This is a genomic window from Saccharopolyspora karakumensis, from assembly GCF_004349225.1.
Taxonomy (GTDB): Bacteria; Actinomycetota; Actinomycetes; order Mycobacteriales; family Pseudonocardiaceae; genus Saccharopolyspora; species Saccharopolyspora endophytica.
Window position 1 is genome coordinate 78,673 of sequence record NZ_SMLA01000009.1, and the last position, 26,581, is coordinate 105,253.

The window sequence follows — 26,581 nt, forward strand, 5'->3', positions numbered from 1 at the left end:
GATTGTCGTATCCATCAGGGGACGGAAAGCGCTCAACCGGGTGCGTGCGATGCGGCTCCGTCGGGCAGGATGGACGGATGCGTGCCGTGTGCGTGATCGGACTGGGACTCATCGGCGGATCCGTGCTGCGGGCCGCGTCCGGCGCCGGGCGCCCCGCGTGGGGTGCCACCGCGTCGGAGGCGGATGCCGCAGCAGCCCGCGACGACGGTTTCGAGGTGCTCGAGACCGATGCCGCGCTGCGCCGGGCCAAGCAGGAGGACGCGCTGGTGGTGGTCGCGGTGCCGCTGACGGCGCTGCGCGAGGTGCTGCGCGCGATCGCCGAGATCCACCCGGGCGCCTGGCTCACCGACGTGGTCAGCGTGAAGGACCCGGTCGACTTCGAGGTCCGCAAGCTCGTGCCGAACGCCCGCTACGCCGGCGGTCACCCGATGGCGGGAACTTCGGCCTCGGGTTTCGCGGCCAGTTCCGCGGAGCTGTTCCAGGGCGCGGCCTGGGCGGTCACGATCGAGGAGGCCACCACGATCGACGCGTGGCGCGAGGCCGCTGCGCTGGCGCTGGACTGCGGCGCCCACGTGGTCCCGACCGGCGCCGCGGCGCACGACGACTCGGTGGCCCGGATCTCCCACCTCCCGCACCTGTTCGCGGCGATCCTCGCCACCGTCGGCGCGGACGGCGGCCCGCTCGCGCTGTCGCTGGCGGCGGGTTCGTTCCGCGACGGAACCCGGGTGGCGGGCAGCAACCCGGAGCTGGTGCGCGCCATGACCGAGGGCAACAAGGCCGCCCTGCTCGACGCCGTCGACGACGCCCTGGGCCGCCTGGGCGCCACCCGCGGTTCCCTCGCCTCCACCGGCGGCCTCAAGTCCACACTGGACTCGGGTCACGAAGCCCGGAAGCGCCTGGACGCCCTGGCCACCGGCGAGGGCACGACGACCTCGACGGTCCGCCTCCGCCCGGAAGCCCTCGCCCGTCTGAGAGACCTCGGCGAACTCGGCGGCCGAGTCACAGCCATCGACGACGACCAGGCAACAACCCAGGTACCAGTCGCCTAACCCACAACCCGTCAGGCAAGCGACGCAGTCGCTTTCTCAGCACCCCACCAGAGCAACTGGCACCGCCGCGGGTTCTCAGACGTCTTCTGGGGAGGACAGCCGAAGCGCCGTGCATTGGACATGCACAAGCCTCGGATCCCGGAGCCAGAAGACGACTGAGGTTCCGCCACCCGCACCGCCACGCAGATGTGCCCCACAAGATTCATCAAGACGAAGAAGAGGTCGCCCTGTGCGTGGGGGCGACCTCTTCTATGGTGCGCTCCGACCACTGGTCGGGACGGCTTCTCGCCTGGTCCCGCCGCCAGCGTGGGCCGCAGCGCCGTTGCTTCGAGTTGTCCTACTGGCCGGGCGGCGGGGGCTCTTCCTGGTCTCCACCGACGAAGCCCTTGCCCTTCTCCACGGCCTGGTCGACCTGGTCCTCGTGACCGAACTTGTTCTTGGCCGCGTCACCGGCCTTGTCCATGCCCTGCTCGACCTTGTCGCCGTGCTCCTGACCGAGGTTCTGCAACTTGTCCTTGAAGTCTCCGAAGCCCATGGTGCTCCTTCCCGTGCCTCGTGAAAAGCATCGTTGAGTCCCCCGGCGAAGCTAAGCCCGATCGCTGGTTCCTGCTCGACGCAACACCCGTCGAGGCAGGGCCCTTAACTCGTCCCGGTGACACCTTGCGCACGCCCGAGCACGGGACTACCTTGAAAATGACCTGATGACCAGTTTTGCAATTCTGGTCACTGAGTCACGGAGGTACCCGCATGAGACAGCCCACCGACCGGGCGGACCGCATCCTCGACGCGGCCGCCGAGCTCATGGTCAGGTTGGGCTACCGCAAGGTCACCATCGACGACGTCGCCCGCCGCGCCGGAATCGGCAAGGGCACCGTCTACCTGCACTGGCGCACCAAGGAGCAGCTGTTCGAGGCGCTGATCATGCGCGAGTCGATCGGCGTGCTCAACGGCCTGGTGGAGGCGTTCCGGGCCGATCCGGCCGAGGTCCTGCCGCACCGATTCTTCGCCCGCAGCTTCCTGGCCGCCATGCGCGATCCGCTGATGAAAGCACTCGTCACCGGCGACACCGAACTGCTGGGCAGCATCAAGCAGTCCGCGCACCAGGGGCAGGCCCAGCGGTTCGGCGACCGCTACCGCGAGCTGATCTTCAAGCACCGGTTGCTGCGCGACGACGTGCCGGACGTCTACATGGCCGTCGTCGCCACCGCGACCGGCTTCCACCTCACCGACAACATCAACCCGGAGTTCGCCGCCCTCGACCACGAGGCCAAGGCGCGGGCGCTGGAACACACCATCCGGCACGCGTTCGAGCCGGCGGGCGACCCCGACCCGGAATCGCTGGCGGCCGTCGCCGACGAGATCGGGAACCTCTTCGACGAGCTCAACGCGCGGTTCCGGGAGTGGATCTACACACCACAACAACGCGGCTGACCGGCCGCGATCGGGGGCATGACATGACCGCACTGGCCGACACCTGGGGGATCAACGCCGCGCAGTTCTGGCTCCGCGGCCAACGGCCGGACCGCGAGGTCGGCTACGAGGAAGCGACCGGGATGTGGGAGGTCCACGGGTACCCGGAGATCCTGCGGGCGCTCAGCGACCCGGCGACCTTCTCCTCCAACACCCAGCGACTGGTCCCGGAGGCGAGCGGGTTCTCCGAGGGCAACCTGACCCAGCTGGACCCGCCCGACCACCAGAAGCTCCGGAAACTGGTCAGCCACGCCTTCACCCCGAAGGTCGTGGCCGACCTGGAGCCGAGGATCGCCGAGATCACCGTCGAGCTGATGGATCAGATGGAGGACCGAGCGGAGCTGGTGGCCGACCTGGCCTACCCGCTGCCGGTGATCGTCATCGCCGAACTGCTCGGGGTTCCCGCGAGCGACCGCGACAAGTTCAAGCGGTGGGTCGACGGGATGTTCAACTCCACCAACAAGGTCTCGATCACCGGGGACCGCTCTCCCGAGGACGAGGCGTACTTCGCCTCGGCCATGGAGCAGGTTGGCGAGCTCGCCAACTACCTGACCGAGCACGTCCGCGAACGCCGCGCCGAGCCCCGCGCGGACCTGCTGAGCAAGCTGGTCGAGGCCGAGGTGGACGGTGTCCGGCTCACCGACGCCGAGATCACCAACTTCGGCATGGTGCTGCTGGTGGCCGGGCACATCACCACCACGATGCTGCTGGGGAACACGCTGCTGTGCCTGGACGCGCACCCGGACCAGTTCGCGATGGTGCGGGCCGACCGGTCGATGGTTCCGGCGGCGATCGAGGAGTCGCTGCGGTTCCTCAGCCCGTTCGCGGCGGTGTCGCGGGTGACCAACGAGGAGACCGAGCTCGGCGGGGTGCGCATCCCGGCGGACCAGATGCTGCTGCTGTGGATCGCCGCGGCCAACCGCGATCCCCGGCAGTTCGCCGACCCGAACGTCTTCGACGTGACGCGCGATCCGAACCCGCAGCTCGGTTTCGGTCGCGGCATCCACTTCTGCCTGGGCGCTCCGCTGGCCCGCCTGGAGGGCAAGGTCGCGCTGAACCTGCTGCTGGACCGCTTCCCGGAGCTGCGCACCGATCCCGACGACGCACCGGAGTTCCTGCCCAGCCCGAACATGACCGGCGTCCGCAGGCTGCCGCTGCTGCTGCGGTGAAACCCGCTGGCCGCCGTGCCGCGCAGATCAATAGTCTGCGCGGCGGCATGAGCAACATGACGGACGCGTTCACCGAACGGCTGCGCGCCCTCGGCGCCGAGGGCGAGGTCGTCGAGTTCGACACCGAGGTGCCCACGGCCGCGGCGGCCGCCGAGCAGCTGGGCTGCGAGGTCGGCGCGATCGCCAACAGCCTCGTGTTCACCGCGGACGGCCACCCCCTGCTGGTGATCCCCAGCGGCGCGCACGGGGTCGACACGCGAGGCCTGGAGCGGTCGCTCGGGGTCCGCGAGATCCGGCGGGCCAGTCCGGAGTTCGTCGCGGAGGCGACCGGTCAGCCGGTCGGCGGCGTCGGGCCGCGTGCTGGCCGCGCATCCGACGGTCTGGGCGGGGGCCGGCAGCAAGCACGCGATGTTCCCGACGAACTTCGTCGAGCTGCTGCGGATCACCGGCGGATCCGCGGTCGACGTCGCCCAATCCTGAACGCCACCGTCAGGGGAAGCCTTTTACGTCTGGTGCGAGGCGACCTGGCGGCGGCCTCAGCACCGCGTCACCGCAAACCACCCTTTTGGATTCGCTTTCAACACTCAAGGTGACAAGCGCGCGGAAGCCACCCGTTCGCCGGATGAATTCAGCTGCGCCGGGCAATGATTCACGAGGCGGAACACTTTTCGGTGAAGACCCCGTCGGAGCATCTGCAACCGGGGGGTCCAGCAGGTACACCTTGTTTTGCCCGATTCCGGGTCAGCCTGATCCAGAAATACCACCGGGCAAGCCGAATTGGAAGGAAGGCAATTATGCGTTCGCTGCTTCGTCCCATTGTCGTCGGTGCGTTCATCCTGCCGCTCGCTTTCGCCGGAGCAGGCCTTGCCTCCGCAGGCGACATGGAGGCGCGCGGAGGTGGCCACGGGAAGTGCGTCCACTACTCCTGCAACTGGTGGGACTGGGACACCACCGTGAACGACAACGACACCTCCATCATCAACGCAGGCATCATCGGCTGACCCGCTCGCGGACCGAGGCCCCGCCGGCCACACCCGGCGGGGCCTCACCTACGGATCGGACCTGGGCACGCCGCGAAATGTCGCGCGGTAGGCGCTCGGGGAAACACCCAGTTCACCTTGCAGGTTCTGGCGCAACGATGCAGCGGTTCCAAATCCTGAATCGCTTGCGATTTTCTCGACCGGATGGTCGGTTTCCTCCAACAGTTGTCGCGCGCGTTCGATGCGCTGCCTGGTAATCCACTGCACCGGAGAAATGCCGACTTCCTCGCGGAATCGCCGGGTGAAGGTGCGCACGCTCAGCGAGTCCTGCGCGGCGAGTTCACGCAGCGTGAGCGGCCGGTCGAGGTGCTCGAGAGCCCACGCGCGCGCCCGCGAGGTCGTCGAGATCCGCGGCTCCGGAACGGGCCGGCGGATGTACTGCGCCTGGCCGCCCTCCCGATGCGGCGGAACGACGGTGGTGCGCGCGACCTCGTTGGCCACCGCCGCCCCGTGGTCGCGGCGGATCAGGTGCAGGCACAGGTCGATGCCGGACGCCTCCCCCGCCGAGGTCAGCACGTTGCCGTCGTCGGTGTAGAGCACGTCCGGCACCAGCTCGACCTGCGGGAACAGCCGGCGGAAGTGATCGCAGGACTTCCAGTGCGTGGTCGCCCGCCTGCCGTCGAGCAGCCCGGCCGCGGCCAGCACGAACGAACCCGTGCAGATCGACGCGATCCGCGCGCCGTCGGGGATCCGCGCGAGCGCGGCGGCCAGGGCGGACGGCAACCACCCCTCCGTCTCGGTCTCGTCCGGCTCGTGGCTGGCGGGCAGGACGACGGTGTCCGCGCAGTCGAGCGCGTCCGCTCCGCGCTCGACGTGGATCGGGAAGTCCGCATCGGTGCGGATCACTCCCGGCACGACCGCGCAGGTCACGACCTCGTACAGCGGTTCGCCGGAGGACGAGCGGGCGCTGCCGAACAGCTGGTGGACCAAGCCCAGCTCCATCGGCATCACGCCGTCGCGGACCAGCACCGCCACCCGAGTGGACATGGCCCGATCCTTTCACATGTTGGCCATCAGGCCACTCGTCGCGAGCCCGACCGGATCGCAGGGTGAGGGCATGTCCCTTCATCGAGCCTGGTGGGTCGCCGCGGTGACCGCCCTGGTGATCATCGGAGCCGGCGCCTGCGCCACGACCGCCGGACTGCTGGTGACCCCGCTGCACCACGAGTTCGGCTGGCCGCACGGCACGATCAGCGCGGCCGCCTCGGTGAACCTCGTGCTGTACGGGTTGACCGCGCCGTTCGGAGCCGCCGCGATGGACCGCTTCGGCATGCGCCGGACGGTCGCCGCCGCCCTGCTGCTGATCGCCTCCGGCGCGGGCCTGACGACCGCGATGACCGCGCCGTGGCAATTCGTGCTGGGCTGGGGCGTGCTCGTCGGCACCGGCTGCGGCGCGCTGGCCACGACGTTCGCCGCGCTGGTGGCGGACCGCTGGTTCGCCGCCCGGCGCGGACTGGTGACGGGTGTGCTCACCGCCGCCACGGTGTTCGGCCAGTTCGCGCTGCTGCCGGTGTTCTCGCTGCTGGTCGACTTCGACTGGCACGCGGCCACCGGCGCGCTGGTCGGGGTCGCCCTGCTGGTCACCCCGCTCGCCTGGGCGGTGCTGCGGGACCGTCCCGCCGACGTCGGCCTGCTCCCCTACGGCGCGACGCACCCGGAACCGCCGTCCGCGCCCGCGTCGGTGACCCGCGCGGTGCGCGCCCTCCCGCTGCGCAGCGGCGCCTTCTGGCTGCTCGCTACCACTTTCGCGGTCTGCGGAGCATCGACGAACGGCATCATGTGGACCCACTTCACCCCGGCCGCCCACGACCACGGGATGCCGACCGGCGTCGCGTCCTCGCTGCTGGCGGTCATCGGCGTGGTCAACGTGCTGGGCACGGTCGGCTCCGGCTGGCTCACCGACCGCCTGAACCCACGCCTGCTGCTGACCGCCTACTACGCGCTGCGCGGCGTCTCGCTGATGCTGCTGCCCGGCGTGTTCGGGCCGTCCGTGCAGCCGGGGATGCTCGCGTTCGTGGTGGTGTTCGGCCTGCTCGACGTGGCCACGGTCCCGCCGACCATCGCCCTGTGCCGGGAGCTCTACGGCACCGACGGCCCGATCGCCTTCGGCTGGATCAGCGTCGCCCACCAGCTCGGCGCCGGAACCCTGGCGTTCCTCGGCGGCCTCACCCGAGACCTCACCGGCACCTACGCCCTCCTCTGGCCCGCCACCGGCGCCTTGTGCCTGACAGCAGCCCTCCTCGCCACCCGCATCCCCCGACTCGCGAACACCCCCGCTCGAGCGACGTGCGCACGCTGAGATCCGACGATGAGGCAGCGCTTTTAGCCCAATTGGGCGGTGAGGCGTGGAGCGCGAAAGGGACTCGACCGGAGGGCCCGAGAGCGGTTACAGTACTGATATCGGCTCTTCAAGAGCTTGCCAAGGATTGCCCGCGGTGCTGCCACCGCTCTCCTTAAGTGGATCGGCCCTTGGAAGCTCTTGGGGAGCCGATCTCATTGCTGCAGCGGGTGCATGGGAACCAGTCGTTCGTGCGGACGAGCTCGTTTCGCGGCATGCTCTATCACTGTGCGTGATCGCCCCTGTTTGAGTGATCTTGAGCCGAACGGCAGTGCGACAAATCGCTGCAAGACTCACCTGACGAGACCGCGCTGTCCGCGCGCAGCGGGAAGACCGGCAGAAACAGCTGAACGGTAGGTCGGCGATCTCCTCCGATCGGCGACCCGGCCGCTGGAGATCGACATCATCTCGGGCAGCAGCCGGTCCATCACGTCGGCCCGCGTGGTGCTCGCCTGATCGGCGAACACGTCCGCGAACGGCCCGGGTCCGTCCGCATGGGGTGCGCACGGGGCCGGGAGAGACCGTGCTTTTGCTGCCGCCGGTGATCACGCAGACTGCTCCTCCAGGTTCAGCTCCGTGACCACCGCCGTGCGGCGCCGCGGAGCCGATCGCTGGCGGGTTTCGGCCATGGCGGCCGGCTCCGCTGTGGCCTCGGTTCTGGGCGTGGCGTGCCGAATCGTCGCGGTCGCCCGTATCGTCCAGTTATGCGCAACTCGAAAATCCGGATCGTCACCGCCGTCGCCGGCGCCGTCTTCGCGCTCGGCGCGACCGCCGGCTGCGACTTCGCCCAGCCCCCGCAGCAGGAGGACCAGCAGGAGCAGCAGGACGGCGACCAGCAGCAGGAAGATGGCGGTGAGCAGCAGGAGGACGGCGACGACAACTGACCGCACCGGCGCGACGGCTGTGGCGCCAGGCTCAGCTCAGCGGGATCGGGACCGCTCCGCCGGTCACGGTCGCGCTGGGGTCGTCGGGGCTGACGTCGACGGTGATGCGGCTCGGGCGTCCCATGTCCTCGCCCTGGATCACGGTGAAGCGGCGGGGTTCGGTCACGTGGCCGAGGGCGCGCAGGTAGCCGCCGAGGGCGGCGGCCGCGGCACCGGTGGCCGGGTCCTCCACCACGCCGCCGACCGGGAAGGGGTTGCGGGAGTGGAAGACCTCGTCGTCCTGCCGCCACACCAGCTGGAGGGTGGTCCAATTCCGCTCCAGCATCAGGGTTTTGAGCGCCTCGAAGTCGTAGTCCAGGTCGGCCAGGCGTTCCCGGGTTCGCACGGCGAGGACCAGGTGCTCGTTGCCGCCGAAGGCGACGTGCGGCGGGAAGGCGCTGTCGAGGTCGTCGTCGTTCCACCGCAGCGCTTTCAGAGCCTCGCGGACCTCGACGTCGGTGGCGGCGCGGCTCGTCGTGGCGACGCTGCGCAGGCTCGCTCGGACGGCGCCGGAGGAGTCGGTGCCGGTGCTGATCGCGATCTCCCCCGCCGGGGTGTCGAAGTGGAGGTCGCCGGTCGTGGTGCGCTCCGCGAGCGCGACCGCGGTGGCGACGGTGGCGTGCCCGCAGAAGGCGACCTCGGCGAGCGGGCTGAAGAAGCGCAGGTCGAAGCGCCGCGGCCCGGTGGGGAAGGCGAAGGCCGTCTCGGAGTAGCCGACTTCGGCGGCGATCTGCTGCATCCGGGTCTCGTCCAGGCCCCTCGCGTCCAGCACCACGCCGGCGGGATTGCCGCCGGTGGGGGTCGAGGTGAACGCGGCGTAGCGGTGAATGTCAGCCATGGGTCCACTGTCCACCAGCTTCCTCATTCGTTCAAACGATGGATTTCGATCGCCACGATCGAGCGAGGCGATAGCCTGAGCGTGTGGACACCGACCTGCTGCGCACGTTCCTCGCCGTGACCCGTCACGAGAGCTTCACGGCCGCCGCGGCGGAGCTGAACCTGGTCCAGTCGACGGTGACCAGCAGGATCAAAGCGCTGGAGAAGGCCCTCGGCGCCCGACTGCTCGATCGCCTTCCCGACGGCGCCCGGCTCACCGACGCCGGTCAGCGCGCCGTGGACCACGCCCGCACCGTCCTCGATGCCGAGCACCGGCTCATCGAGAACACCGCGTCCGCGGAGCCCGCCGGCGAGGTCGTCGTGGGCGCGCCCGAGTCGGTCTGCGCCTACCGCCTTCCGAAAGCCGTCGCGGCGCTGCGGCGGCAGCATCCCGGGGTCACGGTCCACCTGATCCCCTCCGGAACCCGCGAGACGTTCCAGGGCGTGCTGGAAGGACGCTTCGGGCTCGGGCTGATCCTCGACCGCGCGGCGGCTCCGCGACCGCTCAGCCTGCTGCCCGTCGGGACCGAGCCGATCGAGCTGGTCGCCGCCCCCGAACACCCGAGCACCCGCGATGAGATGACCTGGCCGACGCTGGCCGAGCACTCCTACTTCCTGCTCGAAGAGGGGTGCGGCTACAGCGACGAGTTCGTGCGCGAACTCGAACGGCACAGCCCGATCCGGCCGCAGATCACCCGATTCGGCAGCATTGAAGCCGCTCGCTCGTGCGCCGAAGCCGGTCTCGGCCTCTCGGTCCTGCCGCAGGTGGCGTGCGCGGACGCGCTCCGGAACCACCGCCTGCGAGCCCTTCCCCACGCGCGTCCCGACGCCCCGCTGGCGTTCGTGCTCGACGAGCGGAGGTGGCGATCCCCGACGGTCGACGCGATCACCGCGACCATCGCGGAGTCCTTCCACACCGACCGGTGATTCGATCGCGGCGATCCGGTGGTGGTGGGAGCATCCGGGCATGCCGGTCCCCAGGGTTGAACTGCTGCTCCGACAGCTCGACATCACGTGGGCGTTGTTCGAGCACCACGCCGAGGGCCTCAGCGATGCGCAGTGCCTGTGGACGCCCGCCGATCACCACTGGACGGTCCGGCCCGACGAGAGAGGCGACTGGATCGCCGATTTCGCCGAGACGGAGCCGGATCCCGTTCCTGCGGTCACGATCGGCTGGATCACCTGGCACATCGGGTACTGGTGGTCGACCCTGCTGGAATGCCTCGACGGGGACGCTCAGGCGATGCGCGCCGCGAAGCACTGGCCCGGCAACGCCCGCGACGCGGTGCAGTGGCTGCGCGACCTGCACGATCGGTGGCGGGAACGGCTGGGCGGCATGACCGACTCGGATCTCGACTCCACGGACCTGACCGCCCAACTCCCCTGGGGCGCAGGCATGACCCTCGGCGACGTGGCCGGCTGGGTCAACGTCGAGCTCACCAAGAACGTCGCCGAGATCGGCGCCCTGCGCATCCTCCAACGCGCGCGGGACGCTTCCTGACCCCTCGGGAAGACGGCGACCGATGATTTCCGGGCCGCGGATCGGTCACTCCAAGAACCTGTTCGGTTCAACCCCCGGAGCACAGATGTGGATCATCGCCGGTCACCTGACCGTCGACGAGGACGAGCGGGACGCGTTCGTCGAAGCGCACCGCGACCTCGTCGAGCGCGCCCGCAAGGCCCCCGGATGCCTCGACGTCGCGATCACGGCCGACCCGGTGACCCCGGGCCGGGTGAACAACTACGAGCGCTGGGAGTCCTGGGACGCGATCGAAGCCTGGCGCGAACGAGCCCACGCCCCCGACACCGGCGTCGAGATGCGAGAGGTGAGAGGTGAACGTCACGGCGTACGAAATCGCCACCACCCGACCGCCGTTCTGACCACACGCCCCAGGACAGCAAGAAACCCCCTGCGAGAGGGGGTTTCTGCTGTCTCGACCAGACGTGCGCCCGTAGGGATTCGAACCCCAAACCTTCTGATGGCGTCTCCGTCTTCGTCGATGGTTCTCATCGCTTGCGAACATGCTTCGTACGCTGCGGCGGCGGAACGTTCAGCGATCCCTGTGTGACCCGTCGTTTGCGGTCGTTCGCGGTCGATTCTTGGCGATAGATTGGCGAGGAAGTTAGCCTCGCCACCAGGTTGCGCCACATGCTGTGCACGCCATGTCGCCGTCTTTCGGCGATCGATCGTCTCCACCTCAGTATGAGGGTGATCGCAAGGTCTGCTCCCCTTGGCTCGCCATTCTGCCTGCAGCCGCTCCGCGTCTTTCATCTCCATACGAGCCCTCCTGCTCGACCTGGGGCGCGTACCGCGCCGATCCGGTATCGCCGCAGCGCACAGCGTCGTTACGGCGCCCCGCCCGACTGTGAGGGACAGTAGGCGAGACGACCCTTTGTGCAATTTCGCTACATGTGGAGGAAGTGGTGAAGGCTGAAGTGGTTCACAACAACAGCGGTCCGAGCGTTGTCGTCGACATGGACATGTTACCGCCGGTAGGGGCGGAGCTGGTGTGGACAGACAACTACTCAGGCATCGTCCAACAGTTGCAGTGGCGCATCGAGGCCGCTACTCCCGACTTGGACGCGGCCGAAGCAGCCAAAGTCATGATCTAAGTGTTCTGCATCTGGAGGTTGGTGACGCGGTGCGGGGTGGCTGAGGCTGGTGGCTGGTCTCCGATCGCGGTATGTGCTCGGTGGTAGTTGTAGTGGATGTTCCAGCGGTGCAGACCTGCCGATTCGTGTTGCCGGTCGAGGTCACGTACATGCGCGAGCGGCCGCTTCTGGGCGGTCACACGCATCAGGCGACGGCGACCCTCCGGTGTCAGAGGCGCGTTACGGTGCATGGTGCGGGTCTTCCTCCGCTGCAACGGGTGCATGGGTCGCGCTACACACCCTGCTGGGAAGACCCGCCCTTCGTCACGACCTGACCGCTCTCAACAACCTCACCGAACACAACAACGAGATCATTTCGCGACCATTCACGAAAACCGACTGCGGTCGACGACGCAGCAAGACTGCGACGCCCTGAATTGCACGAACATATTTCATGAAATAATGTCGCCATCGAGACACTTTCACTTCTGCCGACACCGATAAAGAGCCATCTTTAATCATCCCACCCGTAAGTATGCTGATTTTTCCCGTTGGTGTGATGGTCCTATCTTGGGCCACCCGGGACCGTTAACGTCTGCGCTGCCGATCAACAACGGGAGGCACGGGGGGACCCCACGCACCGTTCATAAGTCGGCTATTGAAGTTGAGACGAAAGATGGAGAATTGCATGCGCACTTACGCTCGGATTTTGGGGATCGCTGCCACCGCGGCAGCCATTACGGCCCTCGGTTCGCCGGCCTTCGCCGGTGGCGGTCCCGACTCGGTGGAGCAGGAATTTGGGATTGAGAGCGAGAGCGGTCACGCTGGCAACGGAGGAGACGGCGGCGAGTCCGCGAACGCCCTGAGCTGCCTGATCAACATTCCGGTGGTCTCGCCGAACAGCGACCAGGTTTGCAACCCCAGCTCCGACGGGGGCGAGGCTGGCGACTCCACGGCCACCTCCGGCCAGCACGGCGAGGACTGATATGCGGGGCGCGGCGTAAAACCTGTGCCCGATTTTCCGAAAGGGATCACGACGAGGCGCCCTTCGCTGGATCCGAGGATCGTTGCCTGCGCATCCAGCAACCACTCTCCGGGGCGCCGCCCGGAGCCCGGCGGACATGCTTTGCACTGGGCATGGTCGCCGGGCTTCTCGGTGTTGACGAATGGCACGTGCACAGGTTGCGCCCGGCGGACATGCTTGCACTGCGTATGGGCCGCCGGGCATGGACGTTGACAAACGGAATCTGACGGGGCGCGCCAACGACGGAGACGGATCATCGGGAGCGACCACCTACGGGGCCTGATGGTCGACCTGCGACGAGACCCTCGACCCAGATGACAGCACCGTCATCTCAGACGCGCGGAACACCCCCCTTTGTCACGACCTGACCGCTGTCAACAATGTCACCGAACACAACATCTAAGTGTCGTGATGAGGTAAGCGCTGCTTCCCTTCACCCACATGGGAGGGCCTCTGTCCTCACCCCGTCGACCTGGCGAAGCCCTCATCAGCTCGTGTCAAAGGGGGCAACCGCCGATGTCAGCGGGAGATGCCGGCACCCAAGCTTGCCCCCTTTGACGCGGGCTGATAGCCCTTGTGGAGGTCGATGGGGTGAGGACAGAGCAGCCACGACCGAACCGCAGCCGATGCGCCTGTCCCCCTCACCCCCGGCACTCGGCAACATCCGGCTTTTCGAGATCCGGCCGCCGGTCATCAACGCCCTGTGCCAGTCCGTACTGAAGGCCAACAGTCTGAGCTTGGCTCGGCACGTCCGCGCAGTGATCGGCAACGTCATGACCTACGCCGTCCAGGCTGGAGCGGTGGATAGGAACCCGGTGCGCGAGATCGCTCCGCTGACCGAGCGCAAGGCCAAGACCAAGCGGAGGAAGGCCCGAGCGCTCACCGCTGAGGAGCTGCTCGACCTCCTGGCCAAGCTCGACGCCGATGAGGAAGCCCTCCGCTGGGACCTGCCGGGCCTGGTGCGGCTGTTCGTGGCGACCGGCGAACGCCGCGGGGAAGCTCTCGGGGCGCACTGGTCGGACTTCGATCCGGAAAACCAGGTGCTGACGATGACCGGCAACATCATCAGCGCTCGCGGCCGGGGCACGATCCGCAACAAGGGCAAGTCGGAGGCAGCGGACCGCGAGATCCCTCTCCCCGACTGGTGCGTGCGGATGCTGCAGGAGCGCTACGCCGCGATCGGCGATGTAGACCCGGACAAGCCGATCTTCACCAACACTCAGGGCGGCTACCTCAACGCCTCGAACCTCACGAACCGCGTGTGGGTGCCGTTCCGGAAGCGGGCGGGCTTCGAGTGGGTGACCTTCCACACCTTCCGCAAGACGGTCGCCACCCTGCTCGATGACGCGGGACTTACCGCTCGCCAGGTGGCCGACGTGCTGGGCCACTCCCACCCGTCGATGACCCTCAACAACTACATGGGCCGGGGGCAGGTCTCCCGGGCTGGTGCCGAGGCGCTGTCGCTGGTGGTCAAGACGGCCGATCCCAAAATTGGCGATAAATTGGCGAACCGACTTCCCGACGACGCCAGCGGCGACGATGAGAGCGAGGCGTAAAAGCAAGAAACCCCCAGGTAACTGGGGGTTTCTGCTGTCTCGACCAGACGTGCGCCCGTAGGGATTCGAACCCCAAACCTTCTGATCCGTAGTCAGATGCTCTATCCGTTGAGCTACGGGCGCTTGTTCAATTGTCAGGTCCCACCCTAGGGTAGGGCCCTTGCGGAGGCTCCGGGATTTGAACCCGGGAGGGGGCGTAACCCCCAACCGCATTAGCAGTGCGGCGCCATAGACCAGACTAGGCGAAGCCTCCCGGCGTCCTTCGCGGCCACCGGAGAATACTTTACACACCCCCTCAGCGCCCTCGAACAGGGGGGCCCTTAATCCGCCGTTCACTCCCTCGCAGTCTTGCTGAGCTGCACAAACGGATCCAGGGACGCCGGGTTCTGGAGGGCGTCGCGGCTCACGGCCCGCTCCGGCGGGGTGCCGGCGAGGATCTTCTTCACCGGAACCTCCAGCTTCTTGCCGTTCAAGGTGCGCGGGACCTCGTCGACGACGATGAAGCGGTTCGGCACGTGGCGCGGCGAGAGCTCGGTGCGCAGCGCGGCCTTCAGCTCGCCGAGGACGTCCGCGAGCTCCACTCCCTCGGCCAGGACCAGGAAGCACAGGAGTTCGCCGTCGGTTTCGCCCGCGCCGGAGGTGTCGATCACCAGGGAGTCGGCGATCTGCTCGAAGCCCTCCACCACGCGGTAGAACTCGGCGGTGCCCATCCGGATGCCGCCGCGGTTGAGAGTCGAATCACTCCGGCCGTAGATCACCAGCGAACCCCGGTCGGTCATCCGGACCCAGTCGCCGTGCCGCCACACGCCCGGGAACGTGTCGAAGTAGGACTCGCGCAGCCGGCTCCCGTCCGGGTCGTCCCAGAAGAACACCGGCATCGTCGGCATCGGCTTGGTCAGCACCAGCTCGCCGACCTCCTCGTGCAGCTCCTCGCCGAACTCGTCGTAGGAGGCCGCCGCAGCGCCCAGCAGCGGGCAGGAGATCTCGCCCAGCCACACCGGGACGTCCGGGCTCGCGCCGACGAACGCCGTGCACAGGTCCGTGCCGCCGGACACGCTGGCGATCTGCACGTCCGCGCCCACGGCGTCGGCCACCCAGCGGAACCCGTCGGTGGTCAGCGGAGCACCGGTCGAGCCGACCGCGCGCAGCGCCGAGAGGTCGAAGTCGTCCTCGGGGCGCAGCTCGCGCTTGAGGCAGCTCTGGATGTACGGGGCCGACGTGCCGAAGAAGTTCACCCGGTACCGGGCCGCCAGCTCCCACAGCGCCGACAGCGACGGGTAGCCAGGGCTGCCGTCGAAGAGCACCAGCGTGGTCCCGGTCAGCAGGCCGCCGATCAGGAAGTTCCACATCATCCAGCCGGTGGTGGTGAACCAGAAGAACCGGTCCCCCGGGCCCAGGTCGCAGTGCAGGCCGATGGCCTTGAGGTGCTCCAGCACCATGCCGCCGTGCCCGTGCACGATGCCCTTCGGCAGCCCCGTCGTGCCCGACGAGTACAAGATCCACAGCGGGTGGTCGAACGGCACCGGCGTGAACTCCAGCGCCGCGCCCCGGTGGTCAGCGAGCAGCTCCGACCAGTCCAGCGCGCCCGGCAGCCGGTGCTCCTCGCCGAGGTAGTCGATCAGGACGGTCGTGGCCAGGCCGGGCATCTCCGAGCGCAGCTGGTCGACGGTCTCGCGGACGTCGAAGCGGCGACCGCCGTAGCAGTAGCCGTCGACGGCGATGAGGACCTTCGGCTCGATCTGCACGAAGCGATCGGCCACGGCACGGGCGCCGAAGTCCGGCGAGCACGACGACCAGGTCGCGCCCAGGCTCGCGCTGGCCAGGAACGCCACCAGCGTCTCCGGGCTGTTCGGGGCCAGGGCGGCGACCCGATCGCCCGCACCGACGCCCAGCTCGGCGAGCGCGGAGCGGGCCGCGGAGACCCGGTTGCGCAGCTCGCCGTAGCTGATCTCCTCGCTGCGGCCGTCCTCGCGCACGAAGACCACCGCGAGGTCCTCATCGCCCTTGCCCTCGCCGTCGCGCAGCGCGTGCTCGGCGTAGTTCAGCGTCGCACCCGGGAACCAGCGGGCGCCGGGCATGACCTCCTCGGCCAGCACCTCGTCGGCGCGCTCGTGGAAGGTGACGTCGAAGAACTCCGCGATCGCCGACCAGAAGCCGGGCAGGTCGGCCACCGACCACTCCCACAGGGCGCGGTAGTCCGACACGTCGAGTCCGCGCTCCTCGCGCAGCCAAGCGCGGAAGGCGGCCATCCGGCTGGCGGCCACTCGTTCCGGACTCGGTTCCCACAACAGCTCCGGTGCGGTCGTCATGGGCTACTTCCTAACCCACCGGAGGCACTCCCTGCCAGGGCGAACATCACCCCGGCGTGCCCTGCTCAGCGAAGGTGCAGGTCGAACCAGTTGCGCGCGCGGCGCAGCGCCTCAGCGGCGGCGTCCGCGTCGAGGTCGAAGCGGTGACCCGCGCCCGGGTAGCGGACGACGTCGGTGACGACCTCGGCGGCGTCGGTGATCTCGCGGAGCTTGTCGACCTCACCGGCCTCGACGTCGTCGCCGTAGAGACCCAGCCACGGGCACGCCAGCTCGCCGGCGACGTCCACCAGCGGCGGCAGCTCCGCCGACAGCGGTTCGAGGATGCCGCTGCCGCCGACGCTCACCGCAGCGCCGAGCGAGCGGTTGGACGCGACCACCAGAGCCGCCGAACCACCGATGTCGAAGCCCACGATCCCCTGCCGGTCGGTCGGAACGCCCTGGTCGGACAGCCAGAGGAAGGCCGCGTCGGAGTCGGCGAGGATCGACTCGCCCGAGAGCTTGCGCACCTGCTCCTGCTCGCTCTGGTCCTCGGCGAGCTCGTCGGTGCCGTCGCGGTGGTACAGGTGCGGGGCCACCGTGAGCCAGCCCTCCTGGGCCAGGAGGCTGCAGAGCTTGCGCACCCGCTCCGTGATTCCGCGCGCCTCGTGGAGGAAGACGAGGCCCCCGCGCACCACGTTGTCGGGCTCGGCGACGGTCAGCCGCAGGCCCGTTCCGTCGGTGAGCGCGATCGTCTCGGTACGGGTTTGGATCATGTCCGGCAGGTAACCACAGGTAGGTAAACATCGAGCAACACGGTCATCCATACGGACCAACACTCGATCGAAGAGCACCTCATCGTGATCGGGGTGCGGCTGTCCGCTTCACCGAGGCGGGAAGCGGACAGTGGTGGTGTGGGGGCGGGGGACGTCGTACTAACGTCCTGGTTGACGGATCGAGGTAGGAGATGTCGATGAGCGTGCGCACCCGTGCCGACCTGGAGCAGTTGCCGCCCTACGTGGCGGGCCGGACCGTTCCCGGTTCGATCAAGCTGGCCAGCAACGAGGTCTCCGAGGGGCCGCTGCCCAGCGCGGTGACCGCGATCAACCAGGCCGCGACCGAGGTCCACCGCTACCCCGACATGGGGGTGAGCGCGCTGACCGAGGCGCTGGCCGCGCACTACGACGTCGCGCCCGAGCAGATCGCGGTCGGCTGCGGCTCCGTCGCGCTGTGCGAGCAGCTGGTGCAGGCGACCTGCACCGCCGAGGACGAGGTCATCTTCCCGTGGCGGTCGTTCGAGGCGTACCCGATCATCACGCAGGTCGTCGGGGCCAAGCAGGTGAAGGTGTCGCTGACGGGTGAGCACGCCCTGGACCTCGAAGCGATGCTGGCGGCGATCACCCCGGCGACGCGGCTGATGTTCGTGTGCACGCCGAACAACCCGACCGGCACCCTGCTGCGCGAGGCCGAGCTGAACGCCTTCCTCGACCGCGTGCCCGGCGACGTCCTGGTGGTGCTCGACGAGGCGTACTTCGAGTTCGTCGACGACCCGGAAGCGCCGGACGGCGTGGAGATCACCCGGGTTCGCGACAACGTCGTGTCGATGCGGACCTTCTCGAAGGCCTACGGCCTGGCCGGGCTGCGCGCCGGTTACGCGATCGCTCCGGTGAAGGTCGCCGAGGCGCTGCGCAAGGTCACGATCCCCTTCAGCGTCAACGCTCTCGCCCAGACCGCCGCGATCGCGTCCCTGCAGGCCCAGGACGAGCTCCGCAGGCGCTGCGCCGATGTGATCGCCGAGCGCGGCCGGGTGCACCGCGAGCTGGTCGCGATGGGCTACGAGGCCCCGGAGACGCAGGCGAACTTCGTGTGGCTGCCGCTCGGCGAGCGCACCACCGCGTTCAACGAGCACTGCCTGGAGAACCGGGTCGTGGTGCGGGCGTTCGTCGGCGAAGGCGCCCGGGTGACCATCGGCCAGGCGCACGAGAACGACGCGTTCCTGGCCGCCGCCAAGTCCTTCGGCGGCTGAGGCTCAGAACCGCTCTCCCGCGAGGGAGAAGAACAACGGTGGTGGCCGGCGAAGAGAGGGGGAGTACTTCGCCGACCACCACCGCTGCGGATGCGGTCGTTTGAGCCGAAACGACCGCACTTTTTACGCGTAGCGATCTACGCAGCACCGGAATGTAGTGGCGGGCCGGGCCCGCCGCTACAAAAGCGACAGGGGTCCACCCGTTCAGGTGGCCTGCCCATCCATCCGGGTGGATTTCAGCCGGTCACCGCGTGGTGGCCCTGCACCGCGACGGGTGCCGGCGCCTCGGGCAGCGATTCCTCGCCGGGCGAGACCTCGTGCGGCGGTTGCACGGCGGGCGGCTCGGACGGCTCGGTGGGCTCTTCGGTCGGCGGCTCGGTGGGCTCCTCCGCCGGGGGCTCGCTCGGCCCCTCCACGATCGGAGCGTTCGCCGCGCACACCACGTTCTGCGGGGACGCGACGGGCACGACCGCGCCGAGGATGGCGATGTTGTTGCCGCACAGCTGGATCGGCAGCACGCTCAGGTTGTTGTCGTTGCCGACGTTGACGCCGTCGTTGTCGGTGCTGTCGGCGAACGCCTGAGTGCCGCCGATGACCATGCTCGCGGTGCCCATGGCCAGCGCGCCCGCCAAGTAAGCAGTCTTGCGCATAGATCGCTTCCTCTTCCTTTTCCTGGTGGGGAATTCCACCCGTGGCGAAGTCACCGCAGGTGGACGAGCGTGCCCAGTGGCAGCTTTGCCAGCAGGCGCAGCGCGTCATCGGGAACGCGGACGCAGCCGTCGCTGCTGGCCTGGCCGAAGACCGAGGGGTCGGGCCAGCCGTGCAGCGCGACCGTGCCCGGTCCGCCTCCGTACGTGCTGAAGGTGTTGGAGTGGGTGCCCAGCGGCAGGATGATCGGGCTGAACTTGGTGACCGTTTCCTCGATCGCGGCCATGATGTAGGTCCGGCCGCGCGGCGTCGGCGAATCCGGCGCCCCGACGCCGACCACCCACTCGCCGACGACGGCGCCGTCCCGGCGCACGGTCAGCCGCCGCGCGTCGATCTCGACGTCGACGACGTAGGGCGTGCGGGCCCGTTCGACCTGGTCGTCCTCCAGCACCCAGCCGGTGGCGCCGTTGGGCCGGGAGGGCAGCAGGACCTGGGCCCACCGGCCGTGCTCGGCGATGACCGGCACCCACGTGGGGTTGTTCAGCTGCTTGGCGGGCAGTTTCGCGATCACCGGCCCGCCGGGCGACTGGTGCACGGCCACGTCGCCCTGCACCCGCAGCACGACCCCCTCCGTCAGCCCACCCGGGGCGGGATCGGTTGGGGCGGTGGGGAATTCGGTGAACGTGGTGGCGTCGGCCTGCATGCCCAGGTCGGCCCTGGCCATGGCGTAGGGAGGCCGTTCCACCGGCGCGGTGCCCTCGGCCGCGCAACCGGTCATCGCGAGGCATGCCAAGCCCAGCGAGGCGGCCGTCAGCGACCGCGCCACGCGTGCGGTGCGTCCGGCTGTGCGACGTAGGCTCATCATCGGCTCCTGGCCCGTTGGCGCTGCCGTCCTCCGGACCGAAACGCCTTGGGACGCCCGGAGGTGGTCAGCTGATCGGAGAGATCACATGCCGACGGGAAGTTATCCGGGCGATCCAGCACCACCACACCGGCCCGCGCAGCGGCCGCGAGGAGAATTCAGCCTCTGATCAGCTAAAACAGGCTTTCCGACGAGCCACCGGAACCTCGTTACCGAGCAGTGATCACCTGATGGTGTGGATCTTTTACCTCGTTCGAGCGACGGCTCTAGTCGAGAGCGCGGCGCAGGAAGAACTTGATCCCCAGTGCGCCGAACAAAGCCGTCGCGAACAGCAGCGCCAGCACGCACACCCTGGGGGCCATGTGCGGGATCCCCGGCAGCAACGCGCCGCGCATGCCCTCGCTGACGTAGGTCAGCGGGTTGATCGCGCACAGCACCTGGAACCAGCGGAGGTGCTCCAGCTGCGCCCACGGGAACTGGGTCGCACCGGTGAACATCAGCGGCGCCAGGATCACCGCGAACATGATGTTGATGCGCCTCGGCGGCACCGCCGCACCCACCGTCAGCCCGACCGCGGCGCCCGCCGCCGACCCCAGCACCATGCACAGCAGCGCGAACGGCAGACCGCCCAGGTCCCAGTCGATCCGGCCGAGCATCCACACGCCCATCGGCACCATCAGCACCGCCGCGAACAGCCCGCGCAGCGCGCCGAAGAGCATCTTCTCCACCGCCACCCAGCTGATCGGCAGCGGCGCCAGCAGCCGGTCCTCGATCTCCCGCGAGTACGAGAAGTCCAGGACCAGCGGGAACGAGGTGTTCTGCAGCGCCACCAGGAACGCGTTGAGCGCGATCATGCCGGGCAGCAGCACCTGCGCGTAGCCGGGCTGGGTGTAGCCGAGCTCGCCGAGGACCTTGCCGAAGATGAACAGCAGCGCCACCGGCTGCACCAGCACCTGCGCGAGGAAGCTCGGCAGCTCCCGGCCCGTGACGAAGACGTCCCGCCCGAGCACGGCGAGGAAAGCGCGGACCGAACTCATCGCAACTCCCGTCCGGTCAGGTCGATGAAGACGTCCTCCAACGTCGCCGAGCCCAGCGACAGGTCGCTGACCGGAATCCGCTGCTCGTGCAGGGTCTGCGCGATCGGGCCGAGCAGCGCGGCCGGCTCGGCGTCGACGTAGAGCCGGAGCCGCAGCTCAGCGGCATCGTCGGCGCTGATCCGCTCGACCCGGTGCACGCCGCGGACCTCGGCGAGCACGTCGGTGATCTTGCCCGGGTGGTGGCCGTCCGGCAGCACCGTGGCGTCGAGGGTTCCGCTGCCGGGCAGGGAGCGGATCAGGGCCTCCGGCGTGTCGAGGGTCAGCAGCGTGCCGTGGTCGACGACGCCGACGCGGTCGGAGAGCTTCTCGGCCTCGTCCATGTCGTGCGTGGTCAGCACCACCGTGACGCCCTGCTCGCGCAGGTCGTTGATGCGGTCGTGGACGAACAGCCGAGCCTGCGGGTCCAGCCCGGTGGAGGGTTCGTCGAGGAACAGCACCTCGGGCTCGTGGATCAGCGCCCGGGCGATCATCAGCCGCTGCGCCTGACCGCCGGAGAGGTCGTCGACGCGGGCCTTGGCCTTGTCGGTCAAGCCCATCCGGTCGAGCAGCTCGTCGGCCAGCCGATGCCGCTCGGCGCGCGGAACCCCGTGGTAGGTGGCGTGCCAGATCAGGTTCTGCCGTGAGTTCAGCGAGCGGTCCAGGTTCACCCGCTGCGGCACGACGGCGACCTTCCTGCGCGCGGCCACCGGGTTCGCGGCCACGTCCACCCCGGCGACCACCGCTCGCCCGCTGGTCGGCTGGACCCGCGTGGTGAGGATGCCGACGGTGGTGGTCTTGCCCGCACCGTTGGGCCCGAGCAGTCCGAAGACCTCACCCGCCCGCACCTGGAAGGACAGCCCGTCGACCGCGTTGGCGCGGCTCTTGGGATAGCGCTTGACCAGCTCGCTGACCTCGACCGCGACCGACACATCGACCCCCTGGTTCGGACTCGATGCTAGTCGCGGAAAGCGGAGGCCAGGCAATCCACTTTCAACCGGAGGTTTCCGACCTGGACACGCTTCCCCGCAGAGCTCGGTAACCTGACCGGGTGAGTGAGGCGACCGAGCAGCTGACCCCCTGGCTGGGCGACACGGAGATGACGGCCTGGCGCGCCTACATCGTGGGCAGCGCCCTGCTGGAGCATCGGCTCAACCGAGAACTGCAGGTCGCGCACGGCCTGTCCATCGCCGACTACGAGATCCTCGTCTCGCTGTCGGAGGCTCCGGACATGCAGATGCGGATGAGCGAGCTGGCGAACGGCATCGCGCATTCCAAGAGCCGGATGTCCCACCAGATCCGCAGGATGGAGAGCGAGGGCCTGGTCCGCCGCCAGGAGTGCCCGCAGGACGGCCGAGGCGTGCTCGCGGTCCTCACCGAGCAGGGCCTGGCCAAGCTGCGCGAAGCCGCCCCGTCCCACGTCCAGGGCGTCCGCGACCACATGATCGACCTGCTCGACGCCGACGAGCAGAAAACGCTCGCGGCGGTCTTCAGCCGCCTCACCGACCACCTCCGCAGCCTCGAATGACCCCGGACCGGCTGTAGGCCGACCACCCGGAGTTGGCTACGCTGCGGCGTGGAAGCGTGGCAGAGCGGCCGAATGCACTCGCCTTGAAAGCGAGCGTCGGGAGACCGACCGCGGGTTCGAATCCCGCCGCTTCCGCTCGGTTGACCAGCACAAACAGGGCCCGGCGGGATCTCCCCCACCGGGCCCTGTTGCTGCTCGTCTCACTTCTCGTCTCAGTTGCACCTGCGTTGTCGGTGGGCTTCGGGATGCTGCGTCGCATGATCTTCAGGTCTTTGATCGAGGTGGAGCGTGCGATTCGGGCTTCGTGGGGTGCTGACACTTGTGCCCCGGAAGACGTTCCCGACTGGCGATTCGACAACCCGGCGCGAGGCCAATGCGGCACCACGGCTCTCGTCGTCAACGATCTCTTCGGTGGTGTCCTCATGCGAGGAGATGTTCACCGCGACGGCGAATGGGTCGATTGCCACTGGTGGAACCGTCTCGGCGACGGACTCGAATTGGACCTGACCCGAGAGCAGTTCGCCGCCAACGAGCTCGTCGGCCCCGGGGAAGCCGTCCCCCGCCCCGGCAGCGGGCGCCTCGACGCTGAGTACGAAACCCTCCGGAAGCGAGTTCGAGAACGTCTCGAGCGCTAGGCCTGCAACGCGGTCGTGACAGCCGGAGAGCGGCTGTTGCCATGCATCATGGTGGCTGTGGAGATACGAGAATTCGACGACCGAAGGGTGTGCAGCAGCGAGGACCACACCTCGTTCATGGTCGAGCTGTGGTCGACGCAAGTCGCTGAGCACGATCAGCTTCGCGGGCTCTCGTGCAGGACCTGCGCGCTCACCGGCTGCGATGTGCTCACCGGCTGCGATGTGCTGGAAGCGCTGGCCTGGTGTCGCGAGAACCAGCCGAACCCGGGTTGTTTCGTGCTCCACGCCGCGACCTGGACCAACCACGGCTACCTGGAAACGATGTGGCTCACCGGTGAAGCCCCGCAATCGGCCGGCACCGACCAGCCGAGCGCTACCGCCACCTACGAGGCCCTCCCAACACTCCCGAGGTCCCGGCGAAGGACCGACGGCTAGGGCGGATCGGCATCACGGGTCCCCCTGCTCTCGTTGTCGTTCGAGTCAAGTTCGGGTTCGGGAGCTTCGGGAGGGTGTGCTGCGGAGGCCGAGGGTGCGGCGGATCTTGCGGCGGGCTTCGTCGAGGGCGATGCGGGCCGGGTTGAACCTGACGACGAGGACGATGGCGTCGCGGGGGCCGAGTATCGAGGCGAACCACTCGTCGATGTCCGTGCGATCGGACGTGGGGCGTTGCGTCCACAACCCGGCTTCGTCGTAGGCGTCGGTGATGACCAACGTGCTGCTGTCCAGCCGGTCGGCCTGTCCGAGGTCGGCGGCGGCGTCCGCCGCGATGCGCCGGACGTGGTCCGGGATCGCCCGGCCCGGGGCGGGCCAGGTGGCGTCGGTCCTGCCGGTGGCCGCTGACCACGCGCCGTAGACCAGCGGGTTCCCCGTGCGCATCACCGCGTGCAGGCTGCGCGGGGCGGCCTCGACGATCGCCGAGCGCAGCAGCGCCCGCCAGATCGTGCTGGACAGGCCCGCGCCCTGGTACTCCGGGTGGACGCCGGCGGAGTTGGCGTAGAAGCACCTGCGTCCGCCGAACTGCCGGTCGTTGCTGGCCACCCACGCCACGGGCAGACCGGTGGAGTCGAAGACGATCACGAGGCCGGACAGCTCGTCCAGCTTCTCGTCGGAGAGCCAGTTCTCCCAGCACTGCTCGGTGGTCGCGGTGAACGCCAGCACCGCGACGGACGGGAGCGTGGCGCGCAGGTGCTCCCGGGCCGGGGTGGGCAGCTGCGATGCCACATCCGTCCAGAGCAGACCGGTCAGGCCGGTGGGGGCGGAGATCTTCTTCGCGCCGCGGAGAAGATCGGGCGGGAAGTGCGAGGACGCGGGTTCGTCGGTCATGTCCGTCTTCCAGATCCGGGTGAGCCGCTCGCGGCGGCGCGGTCGTCGGTCACCGGCTCGGTGGTTCGCGGTCGAGGACCGCACGCACGGCTGCCGCCAGGCGCTCCCTCGCGTCGGCGGGGATCCGCCCCGCGCCGTCCGCGTCGACCTCGCGGAGGGGTCGGCGCAGCAGCGCGGTCGGCAGGTCGACCACGCACGTGGTGATCACCTCGACGCTCGGGCCGTCCTGCCGTCCCCACATCGCCGCGCTCAGCCGGCGCAGCACCTCGGTCACGAGCCTCCGGTCGAGACCGAGCAGCGAGTCGGCGAGCTCCTCGGGGAGCTCGGGCCCGAGAAGCTGCTCCCTGCGCACCGTCATCAGCATCCGAGCCGCAGCCGGACGCCGATCCGCCAGCGCCGCCGGGGCATCGGCGGCGACGACCACCGCGTTCACGGCACCTTCGAGTGCCGGTGACGTGCCGAGGGCTTCGTCGATGAGCGCCACCTGCAGGTCCAGGAACTCGGTGGCGGCGCGCAGCCACATCCGTCCGCGCAGCGCGGCCAGCGAGCCGAAGGCGTGGTAGAGCGCGCCGTTGGGCACACCGCCGGCCGCGGAGAGCCGACGCACGGTGAGCCTCTCCGGCCCGTCGTCGACGACGATTCGTTCGGCGACGTCCAGCAGCTGATCGAGGTCGTGCACGCGCGGTCGGGGCATGCCCCGCACAGTAGTGGAGCACCCGCTCCACAACAAGGTTCCGGCTTGTGATCTAGTCCCTCGGCGGTTCCCCGGCGCGTCCCGAACCGGCAGCATCCAGGAGCGATCGTGAGGAGGTCTGGGTGAGGATTCGTCGGGATTCGCTGTGGGGTGATCGCGATTTCCGACGCCTGTGGGTGGCGGACGGGCTCAGCCAGATCGGCACGAGGATCAGCTTCGTCGCGCTGCCGCTGCTGGCGCTCGCGGAGCTGAACGCCTCGCCCTTCCAGGTGTCGATGCTGGTGGTGCTGGAGACGGCCGCCTTCCTGGCGCTGGGGCTGCCGGTGGGCGCGTGGTGCGACGGCTGGCGCAACCGTCCCGTGCTGCTGATCGCCGACGTGGGACGGGCGGTGGCGCTGGGATCGCTGCCGGTCGCGGCGGCCTTCGGGGTGCTCACGCTCGGGCACCTGTACGCGACCGTGGCGATCACCGGGATCCTGACCGTGTTCTTCGACGTCGCGCACCAGACCTACCTGCCGCGGCTGGTGGAGCGGGAGCACCTGGTCGAGGGGAACTCCAAGCTGCAGGCGAACATCTCGGTCGCCGAGGTGTCGGGACCCGCGGCCGGCGGGCTGCTCGTCCAGTGGCTGACCGCTCCCCTGGCCCTCGTCGTCGACGCCCTGAGCTTCGTGTGGTCGGCCGCGTGGCTGCGCTCGATCAAGCGCAGCGAACCACGGCGGGAGCCGCGAGCCGACCGCCGGTTGATCAGCGAGATCCAGGAGGGGCTGCGGTTCGTCTTCACCCACCGGCTCCTGCGCGCGATCGCGTGCAGCGGGGCCAGCGTCGTGTTCTTCCAGGCCGGGAGCATCGCGATCACGATCACGTTCCTGACCGTCGACATCGGACTGACGCCCGAGAAGGTCGGTGCGCTCACCAGCATCGGCCCGCTCGGAGCCGTGGCGGCCGCGCTGACCACGGGCGCCCTCGCGCGCCGGGTCGGGCAGGCGCTGCTGATGCGGATCGCGATCGTCGGCCTCGGAGCCGGGATGCTGCTGGTGCCGCTGACCGGACCCGGGTGGCACCTCGCGTGGTTCGCCGTCGGCGGCCTGATCAGCGGGTTCAGCCTCATCGCGTTGAACATCGTGGAGGTCAGCTTCCGCCAGGCGCTGTGCCCGGACCACCTGATGAGCAGGATGAACGCCACGATCCGGTTCATGTTCCGCGCCACGGCGCCGTTCGGGGCGCTGCTGGGCGGGGTGAGCGCCACCCAGCTGGGGATGCGGCCCACCCTGTGGATCACGGGCGCGGGCGTCCTGCTCTCGTCGGCGTGGCTGCTGAGCTCACCTCTCCGCCACGTCCGCGACCTCCCGCTGGACCAGGGCTCGGCCGTGAAGTCTCCCGCGGGCGGTTCTGGCCCGAAATGACCGGACGAAACCGGCATCGATCGTGGACGGGTCGGACCAGAACCGCCCCGGGGTGACCGCGTCTCGG

The 26,581-nt window shown here is 69.0% G+C and carries 29 protein-coding genes and 3 tRNA genes; 19 read left to right on the forward strand and 13 right to left on the reverse strand.

Going from position 1 to position 26,581, the window contains the following annotated elements; all coding sequences use genetic code 11:
• The first annotated feature begins 77 nt into the window (after window positions 1-77).
• Window positions 78-1,049 (forward strand): prephenate dehydrogenase, encoded by a 972-nt coding sequence (locus E1202_RS08885; protein ID WP_132682115.1) that lies wholly within the window; start codon window positions 78-80, stop codon window positions 1,047-1,049.
• Window positions 1,050-1,386: 337 nt separating this feature from the next.
• Here the strand turns inward: E1202_RS08885 and E1202_RS08890 are convergent, their stop codons facing one another.
• Window positions 1,387-1,584, reverse strand: a complete 198-nt coding sequence (locus E1202_RS08890) for an antitoxin (RefSeq protein WP_132673301.1) — start codon at window positions 1,582-1,584, stop codon at window positions 1,387-1,389.
• 212 nt (window positions 1,585-1,796) lie between these two features.
• Between E1202_RS08890 and E1202_RS08895 the strand changes: the two genes are divergently transcribed.
• From E1202_RS08895 to E1202_RS08910, 4 genes are all read left to right on the forward strand, one after another.
• On the forward strand, window positions 1,797-2,480 hold the full coding sequence (locus E1202_RS08895) for a TetR/AcrR family transcriptional regulator (RefSeq protein ID WP_132682116.1): 684 nt from the start codon (window positions 1,797-1,799) through the stop codon (window positions 2,478-2,480).
• Window positions 2,481-2,503: 23 nt separating this feature from the next.
• Window positions 2,504-3,688, forward strand: coding sequence for a cytochrome P450 (locus E1202_RS08900; protein WP_132682118.1), 1,185 nt, complete (start codon window positions 2,504-2,506; stop codon window positions 3,686-3,688).
• 47 nt (window positions 3,689-3,735) lie between these two features.
• Window positions 3,736-4,281, forward strand: a complete 546-nt coding sequence (locus E1202_RS08905) for a YbaK/EbsC family protein (protein WP_235877899.1) — start codon at window positions 3,736-3,738, stop codon at window positions 4,279-4,281.
• 201 nt (window positions 4,282-4,482) lie between these two features.
• Entirely contained in the window at window positions 4,483-4,689 is a 207-nt protein-coding gene (locus E1202_RS08910; protein WP_132682119.1) for a hypothetical protein, read from the forward strand.
• Between the two features lie 48 nt (window positions 4,690-4,737).
• Here the strand turns inward: E1202_RS08910 and E1202_RS08915 are convergent, their stop codons facing one another.
• Window positions 4,738-5,715, reverse strand: coding sequence for a GlxA family transcriptional regulator (locus E1202_RS08915; protein ID WP_132682120.1), 978 nt, complete (start codon window positions 5,713-5,715; stop codon window positions 4,738-4,740).
• Between the two features lie 70 nt (window positions 5,716-5,785).
• Between E1202_RS08915 and E1202_RS08920 the strand changes: the two genes are divergently transcribed.
• Both E1202_RS08920 and E1202_RS08925 read left to right on the forward strand, forming a co-directional pair.
• Window positions 5,786-7,027 carry an MFS transporter gene (locus E1202_RS08920; RefSeq protein ID WP_235877901.1) on the forward strand — a complete coding sequence of 414 codons (1,242 nt, stop codon included), beginning with the start codon at window positions 5,786-5,788 and terminating at the stop codon, window positions 7,025-7,027.
• 743 nt (window positions 7,028-7,770) lie between these two features.
• Window positions 7,771-7,950: a hypothetical protein gene (locus E1202_RS08925; protein WP_132682123.1), complete on the forward strand. Its 180-nt coding sequence runs from the start codon at window positions 7,771-7,773 to the stop codon at window positions 7,948-7,950.
• A gap of 31 nt (window positions 7,951-7,981) precedes the next feature.
• Here the strand turns inward: E1202_RS08925 and E1202_RS08930 are convergent, their stop codons facing one another.
• Window positions 7,982-8,827, reverse strand: coding sequence for a PhzF family phenazine biosynthesis protein (locus tag E1202_RS08930; protein ID WP_132682125.1), 846 nt, complete (start codon window positions 8,825-8,827; stop codon window positions 7,982-7,984).
• An 83-nt stretch (window positions 8,828-8,910) separates the two neighbouring features.
• Between E1202_RS08930 and E1202_RS08935 the strand changes: the two genes are divergently transcribed.
• The 6 genes from E1202_RS08935 to E1202_RS08965 all read left to right on the forward strand — a co-directional run bounded on the left by E1202_RS08935 (window position 8,911) and on the right by E1202_RS08965 (window position 14,037).
• Window positions 8,911-9,792, forward strand: coding sequence for a LysR family transcriptional regulator (locus E1202_RS08935; RefSeq protein WP_132682126.1), 882 nt, complete (start codon window positions 8,911-8,913; stop codon window positions 9,790-9,792).
• Window positions 9,793-9,832: 40 nt separating this feature from the next.
• On the forward strand, window positions 9,833-10,366 hold the full coding sequence (locus tag E1202_RS08940) for a DinB family protein (protein ID WP_132682128.1): 534 nt from the start codon (window positions 9,833-9,835) through the stop codon (window positions 10,364-10,366).
• Between the two features lie 22 nt (window positions 10,367-10,388).
• Window positions 10,389-10,934, forward strand: coding sequence for a putative quinol monooxygenase (locus E1202_RS32090; RefSeq protein WP_235877903.1), 546 nt, complete (start codon window positions 10,389-10,391; stop codon window positions 10,932-10,934).
• 355 nt (window positions 10,935-11,289) lie between these two features.
• A complete protein-coding gene (locus E1202_RS08950) occupies window positions 11,290-11,478 on the forward strand; it encodes a hypothetical protein (RefSeq protein ID WP_132682129.1) in 189 nt (62 codons plus the stop codon).
• 667 nt (window positions 11,479-12,145) lie between these two features.
• Window positions 12,146-12,442, forward strand: a complete 297-nt coding sequence (locus E1202_RS08960) for a hypothetical protein (protein WP_132682132.1) — start codon at window positions 12,146-12,148, stop codon at window positions 12,440-12,442.
• A gap of 665 nt (window positions 12,443-13,107) precedes the next feature.
• Window positions 13,108-14,037 carry a tyrosine-type recombinase/integrase gene (locus E1202_RS08965; RefSeq protein ID WP_235877905.1) on the forward strand — a complete coding sequence of 310 codons (930 nt, stop codon included), beginning with the start codon at window positions 13,108-13,110 and terminating at the stop codon, window positions 14,035-14,037.
• A 50-nt stretch (window positions 14,038-14,087) separates the two neighbouring features.
• On the opposite strand, the gene E1202_RS08970 is transcribed toward E1202_RS08965, so the two are convergent.
• From E1202_RS08970 to E1202_RS08985, 4 genes are all read right to left on the reverse strand, one after another.
• Window positions 14,088-14,160 (reverse strand) — tRNA-Arg (locus E1202_RS08970).
• Between the two features lie 40 nt (window positions 14,161-14,200).
• A tRNA-Ser gene (locus E1202_RS08975) sits at window positions 14,201-14,290 on the reverse strand.
• Window positions 14,291-14,369: 79 nt separating this feature from the next.
• Entirely contained in the window at window positions 14,370-16,346 is a 1,977-nt protein-coding gene (locus tag E1202_RS08980; protein WP_132682135.1) for an acetoacetate--CoA ligase, read from the reverse strand.
• 65 nt (window positions 16,347-16,411) lie between these two features.
• Window positions 16,412-17,098 (reverse strand): dienelactone hydrolase family protein, encoded by a 687-nt coding sequence (locus tag E1202_RS08985; RefSeq protein ID WP_132682137.1) that lies wholly within the window; start codon window positions 17,096-17,098, stop codon window positions 16,412-16,414.
• A gap of 197 nt (window positions 17,099-17,295) precedes the next feature.
• On the opposite strand from E1202_RS08985, the gene hisC reads away from it, so the two are divergent.
• The gene (gene hisC, locus E1202_RS08990) at window positions 17,296-18,348 is read left to right on the forward strand and encodes a histidinol-phosphate transaminase (RefSeq protein WP_132682138.1); all 1,053 of its coding nucleotides are present in this window, start codon (window positions 17,296-17,298) and stop codon (window positions 18,346-18,348) included.
• Window positions 18,349-18,584: 236 nt separating this feature from the next.
• On the opposite strand, the gene E1202_RS08995 is transcribed toward hisC, so the two are convergent.
• From E1202_RS08995 to E1202_RS09010, 4 genes are all read right to left on the reverse strand, one after another.
• The gene (locus E1202_RS08995; RefSeq protein WP_132682140.1) at window positions 18,585-18,998 is read right to left on the reverse strand and encodes a hypothetical protein; all 414 of its coding nucleotides are present in this window, start codon (window positions 18,996-18,998) and stop codon (window positions 18,585-18,587) included.
• Window positions 18,999-19,048: 50 nt separating this feature from the next.
• On the reverse strand, window positions 19,049-19,858 hold the full coding sequence (locus tag E1202_RS09000; RefSeq protein ID WP_235877907.1) for a L,D-transpeptidase family protein: 810 nt from the start codon (window positions 19,856-19,858) through the stop codon (window positions 19,049-19,051).
• Between the two features lie 266 nt (window positions 19,859-20,124).
• Window positions 20,125-20,895, reverse strand: a complete 771-nt coding sequence (locus tag E1202_RS09005) for an ABC transporter permease (protein WP_132682141.1) — start codon at window positions 20,893-20,895, stop codon at window positions 20,125-20,127.
• Window positions 20,892-21,863 (reverse strand): ABC transporter ATP-binding protein, encoded by a 972-nt coding sequence (locus tag E1202_RS09010; RefSeq protein WP_132682143.1) that lies wholly within the window; start codon window positions 21,861-21,863, stop codon window positions 20,892-20,894. The genes E1202_RS09005 and E1202_RS09010 overlap by 4 nt, the downstream gene beginning before the upstream one ends.
• 167 nt (window positions 21,864-22,030) lie before the next feature.
• Between E1202_RS09010 and E1202_RS09015 the strand changes: the two genes are divergently transcribed.
• The 4 genes from E1202_RS09015 to E1202_RS09030 all read left to right on the forward strand — a co-directional run bounded on the left by E1202_RS09015 (window position 22,031) and on the right by E1202_RS09030 (window position 23,529).
• Window positions 22,031-22,459: a MarR family winged helix-turn-helix transcriptional regulator gene (locus tag E1202_RS09015; protein ID WP_132682236.1), complete on the forward strand. Its 429-nt coding sequence runs from the start codon at window positions 22,031-22,033 to the stop codon at window positions 22,457-22,459.
• A gap of 50 nt (window positions 22,460-22,509) precedes the next feature.
• A tRNA-Ser gene (locus tag E1202_RS09020) sits at window positions 22,510-22,594 on the forward strand.
• Window positions 22,595-22,740: 146 nt separating this feature from the next.
• Window positions 22,741-23,094, forward strand: coding sequence for a YunG family protein (locus tag E1202_RS09025; RefSeq protein ID WP_235877945.1), 354 nt, complete (start codon window positions 22,741-22,743; stop codon window positions 23,092-23,094).
• Between the two features lie 57 nt (window positions 23,095-23,151).
• On the forward strand, window positions 23,152-23,529 hold the full coding sequence (locus tag E1202_RS09030; RefSeq protein ID WP_132682145.1) for a hypothetical protein: 378 nt from the start codon (window positions 23,152-23,154) through the stop codon (window positions 23,527-23,529).
• A 45-nt stretch (window positions 23,530-23,574) separates the two neighbouring features.
• Here the strand turns inward: E1202_RS09030 and E1202_RS09035 are convergent, their stop codons facing one another.
• Entirely contained in the window at window positions 23,575-24,417 is an 843-nt protein-coding gene (locus tag E1202_RS09035; protein ID WP_132682146.1) for a GNAT family N-acetyltransferase, read from the reverse strand.
• A gap of 49 nt (window positions 24,418-24,466) precedes the next feature.
• Window positions 24,467-25,111: a TetR/AcrR family transcriptional regulator gene (locus E1202_RS09040; protein ID WP_132682148.1), complete on the reverse strand. Its 645-nt coding sequence runs from the start codon at window positions 25,109-25,111 to the stop codon at window positions 24,467-24,469.
• A gap of 122 nt (window positions 25,112-25,233) precedes the next feature.
• On the opposite strand from E1202_RS09040, the gene E1202_RS09045 reads away from it, so the two are divergent.
• A complete protein-coding gene (locus E1202_RS09045) occupies window positions 25,234-26,514 on the forward strand; it encodes an MFS transporter (RefSeq protein WP_207918519.1) in 1,281 nt (426 codons plus the stop codon).
• Window positions 26,515-26,581 lie beyond the last annotated feature (67 nt).

Excerpts from the sequence above, each read along its gene's own strand:
- E1202_RS08940 (WP_132682128.1), top strand. The coding sequence starts at position 9,833 with ATGCCGGTCCCCAGGGTTGAACTGCTGCTCCGACAGCTCGACATCACG.
- E1202_RS08960 (WP_132682132.1), top strand. The coding sequence starts at position 12,146 with ATGCGCACTTACGCTCGGATTTTGGGGATCGCTGCCACCGCGGCAGCC.
- E1202_RS08965 (WP_235877905.1), top strand. The coding sequence starts at position 13,108 with ATGCGCCTGTCCCCCTCACCCCCGGCACTCGGCAACATCCGGCTTTTC.
- E1202_RS08885 (WP_132682115.1), top strand. The coding sequence starts at position 78 with ATGCGTGCCGTGTGCGTGATCGGACTGGGACTCATCGGCGGATCCGTG.
- E1202_RS08980 (WP_132682135.1), bottom strand. The coding sequence starts at position 16,346 with ATGACGACCGCACCGGAGCTGTTGTGGGAACCGAGTCCGGAACGAGTG.
- hisC (WP_132682138.1), top strand. The coding sequence starts at position 17,296 with ATGAGCGTGCGCACCCGTGCCGACCTGGAGCAGTTGCCGCCCTACGTG.
- E1202_RS08930 (WP_132682125.1), bottom strand. The coding sequence starts at position 8,827 with ATGGCTGACATTCACCGCTACGCCGCGTTCACCTCGACCCCCACCGGC.
- E1202_RS09005 (WP_132682141.1), bottom strand. The coding sequence starts at position 20,895 with ATGAGTTCGGTCCGCGCTTTCCTCGCCGTGCTCGGGCGGGACGTCTTC.
- E1202_RS08890 (WP_132673301.1), bottom strand. The coding sequence starts at position 1,584 with ATGGGCTTCGGAGACTTCAAGGACAAGTTGCAGAACCTCGGTCAGGAG.
- E1202_RS08910 (WP_132682119.1), top strand. The coding sequence starts at position 4,483 with ATGCGTTCGCTGCTTCGTCCCATTGTCGTCGGTGCGTTCATCCTGCCG.
- E1202_RS09040 (WP_132682148.1), bottom strand. The coding sequence starts at position 25,111 with ATGCCCCGACCGCGCGTGCACGACCTCGATCAGCTGCTGGACGTCGCC.
- E1202_RS08895 (WP_132682116.1), top strand. The coding sequence starts at position 1,797 with ATGAGACAGCCCACCGACCGGGCGGACCGCATCCTCGACGCGGCCGCC.
- E1202_RS08900 (WP_132682118.1), top strand. The coding sequence starts at position 2,504 with ATGACCGCACTGGCCGACACCTGGGGGATCAACGCCGCGCAGTTCTGG.
- E1202_RS08920 (WP_235877901.1), top strand. The coding sequence starts at position 5,786 with ATGTCCCTTCATCGAGCCTGGTGGGTCGCCGCGGTGACCGCCCTGGTG.
- E1202_RS09035 (WP_132682146.1), bottom strand. The coding sequence starts at position 24,417 with ATGACCGACGAACCCGCGTCCTCGCACTTCCCGCCCGATCTTCTCCGC.
- E1202_RS09000 (WP_235877907.1), bottom strand. The coding sequence starts at position 19,858 with ATGAGCCTACGTCGCACAGCCGGACGCACCGCACGCGTGGCGCGGTCG.
- E1202_RS08905 (WP_235877899.1), top strand. The coding sequence starts at position 3,736 with ATGAGCAACATGACGGACGCGTTCACCGAACGGCTGCGCGCCCTCGGC.
- E1202_RS08925 (WP_132682123.1), top strand. The coding sequence starts at position 7,771 with ATGCGCAACTCGAAAATCCGGATCGTCACCGCCGTCGCCGGCGCCGTC.
- E1202_RS08915 (WP_132682120.1), bottom strand. The coding sequence starts at position 5,715 with ATGTCCACTCGGGTGGCGGTGCTGGTCCGCGACGGCGTGATGCCGATG.
- E1202_RS08995 (WP_132682140.1), bottom strand. The coding sequence starts at position 18,998 with ATGCGCAAGACTGCTTACTTGGCGGGCGCGCTGGCCATGGGCACCGCG.
- E1202_RS09015 (WP_132682236.1), top strand. The coding sequence starts at position 22,031 with ATGACGGCCTGGCGCGCCTACATCGTGGGCAGCGCCCTGCTGGAGCAT.
- E1202_RS08985 (WP_132682137.1), bottom strand. The coding sequence starts at position 17,098 with ATGATCCAAACCCGTACCGAGACGATCGCGCTCACCGACGGAACGGGC.
- E1202_RS32090 (WP_235877903.1), top strand. The coding sequence starts at position 10,389 with ATGATTTCCGGGCCGCGGATCGGTCACTCCAAGAACCTGTTCGGTTCA.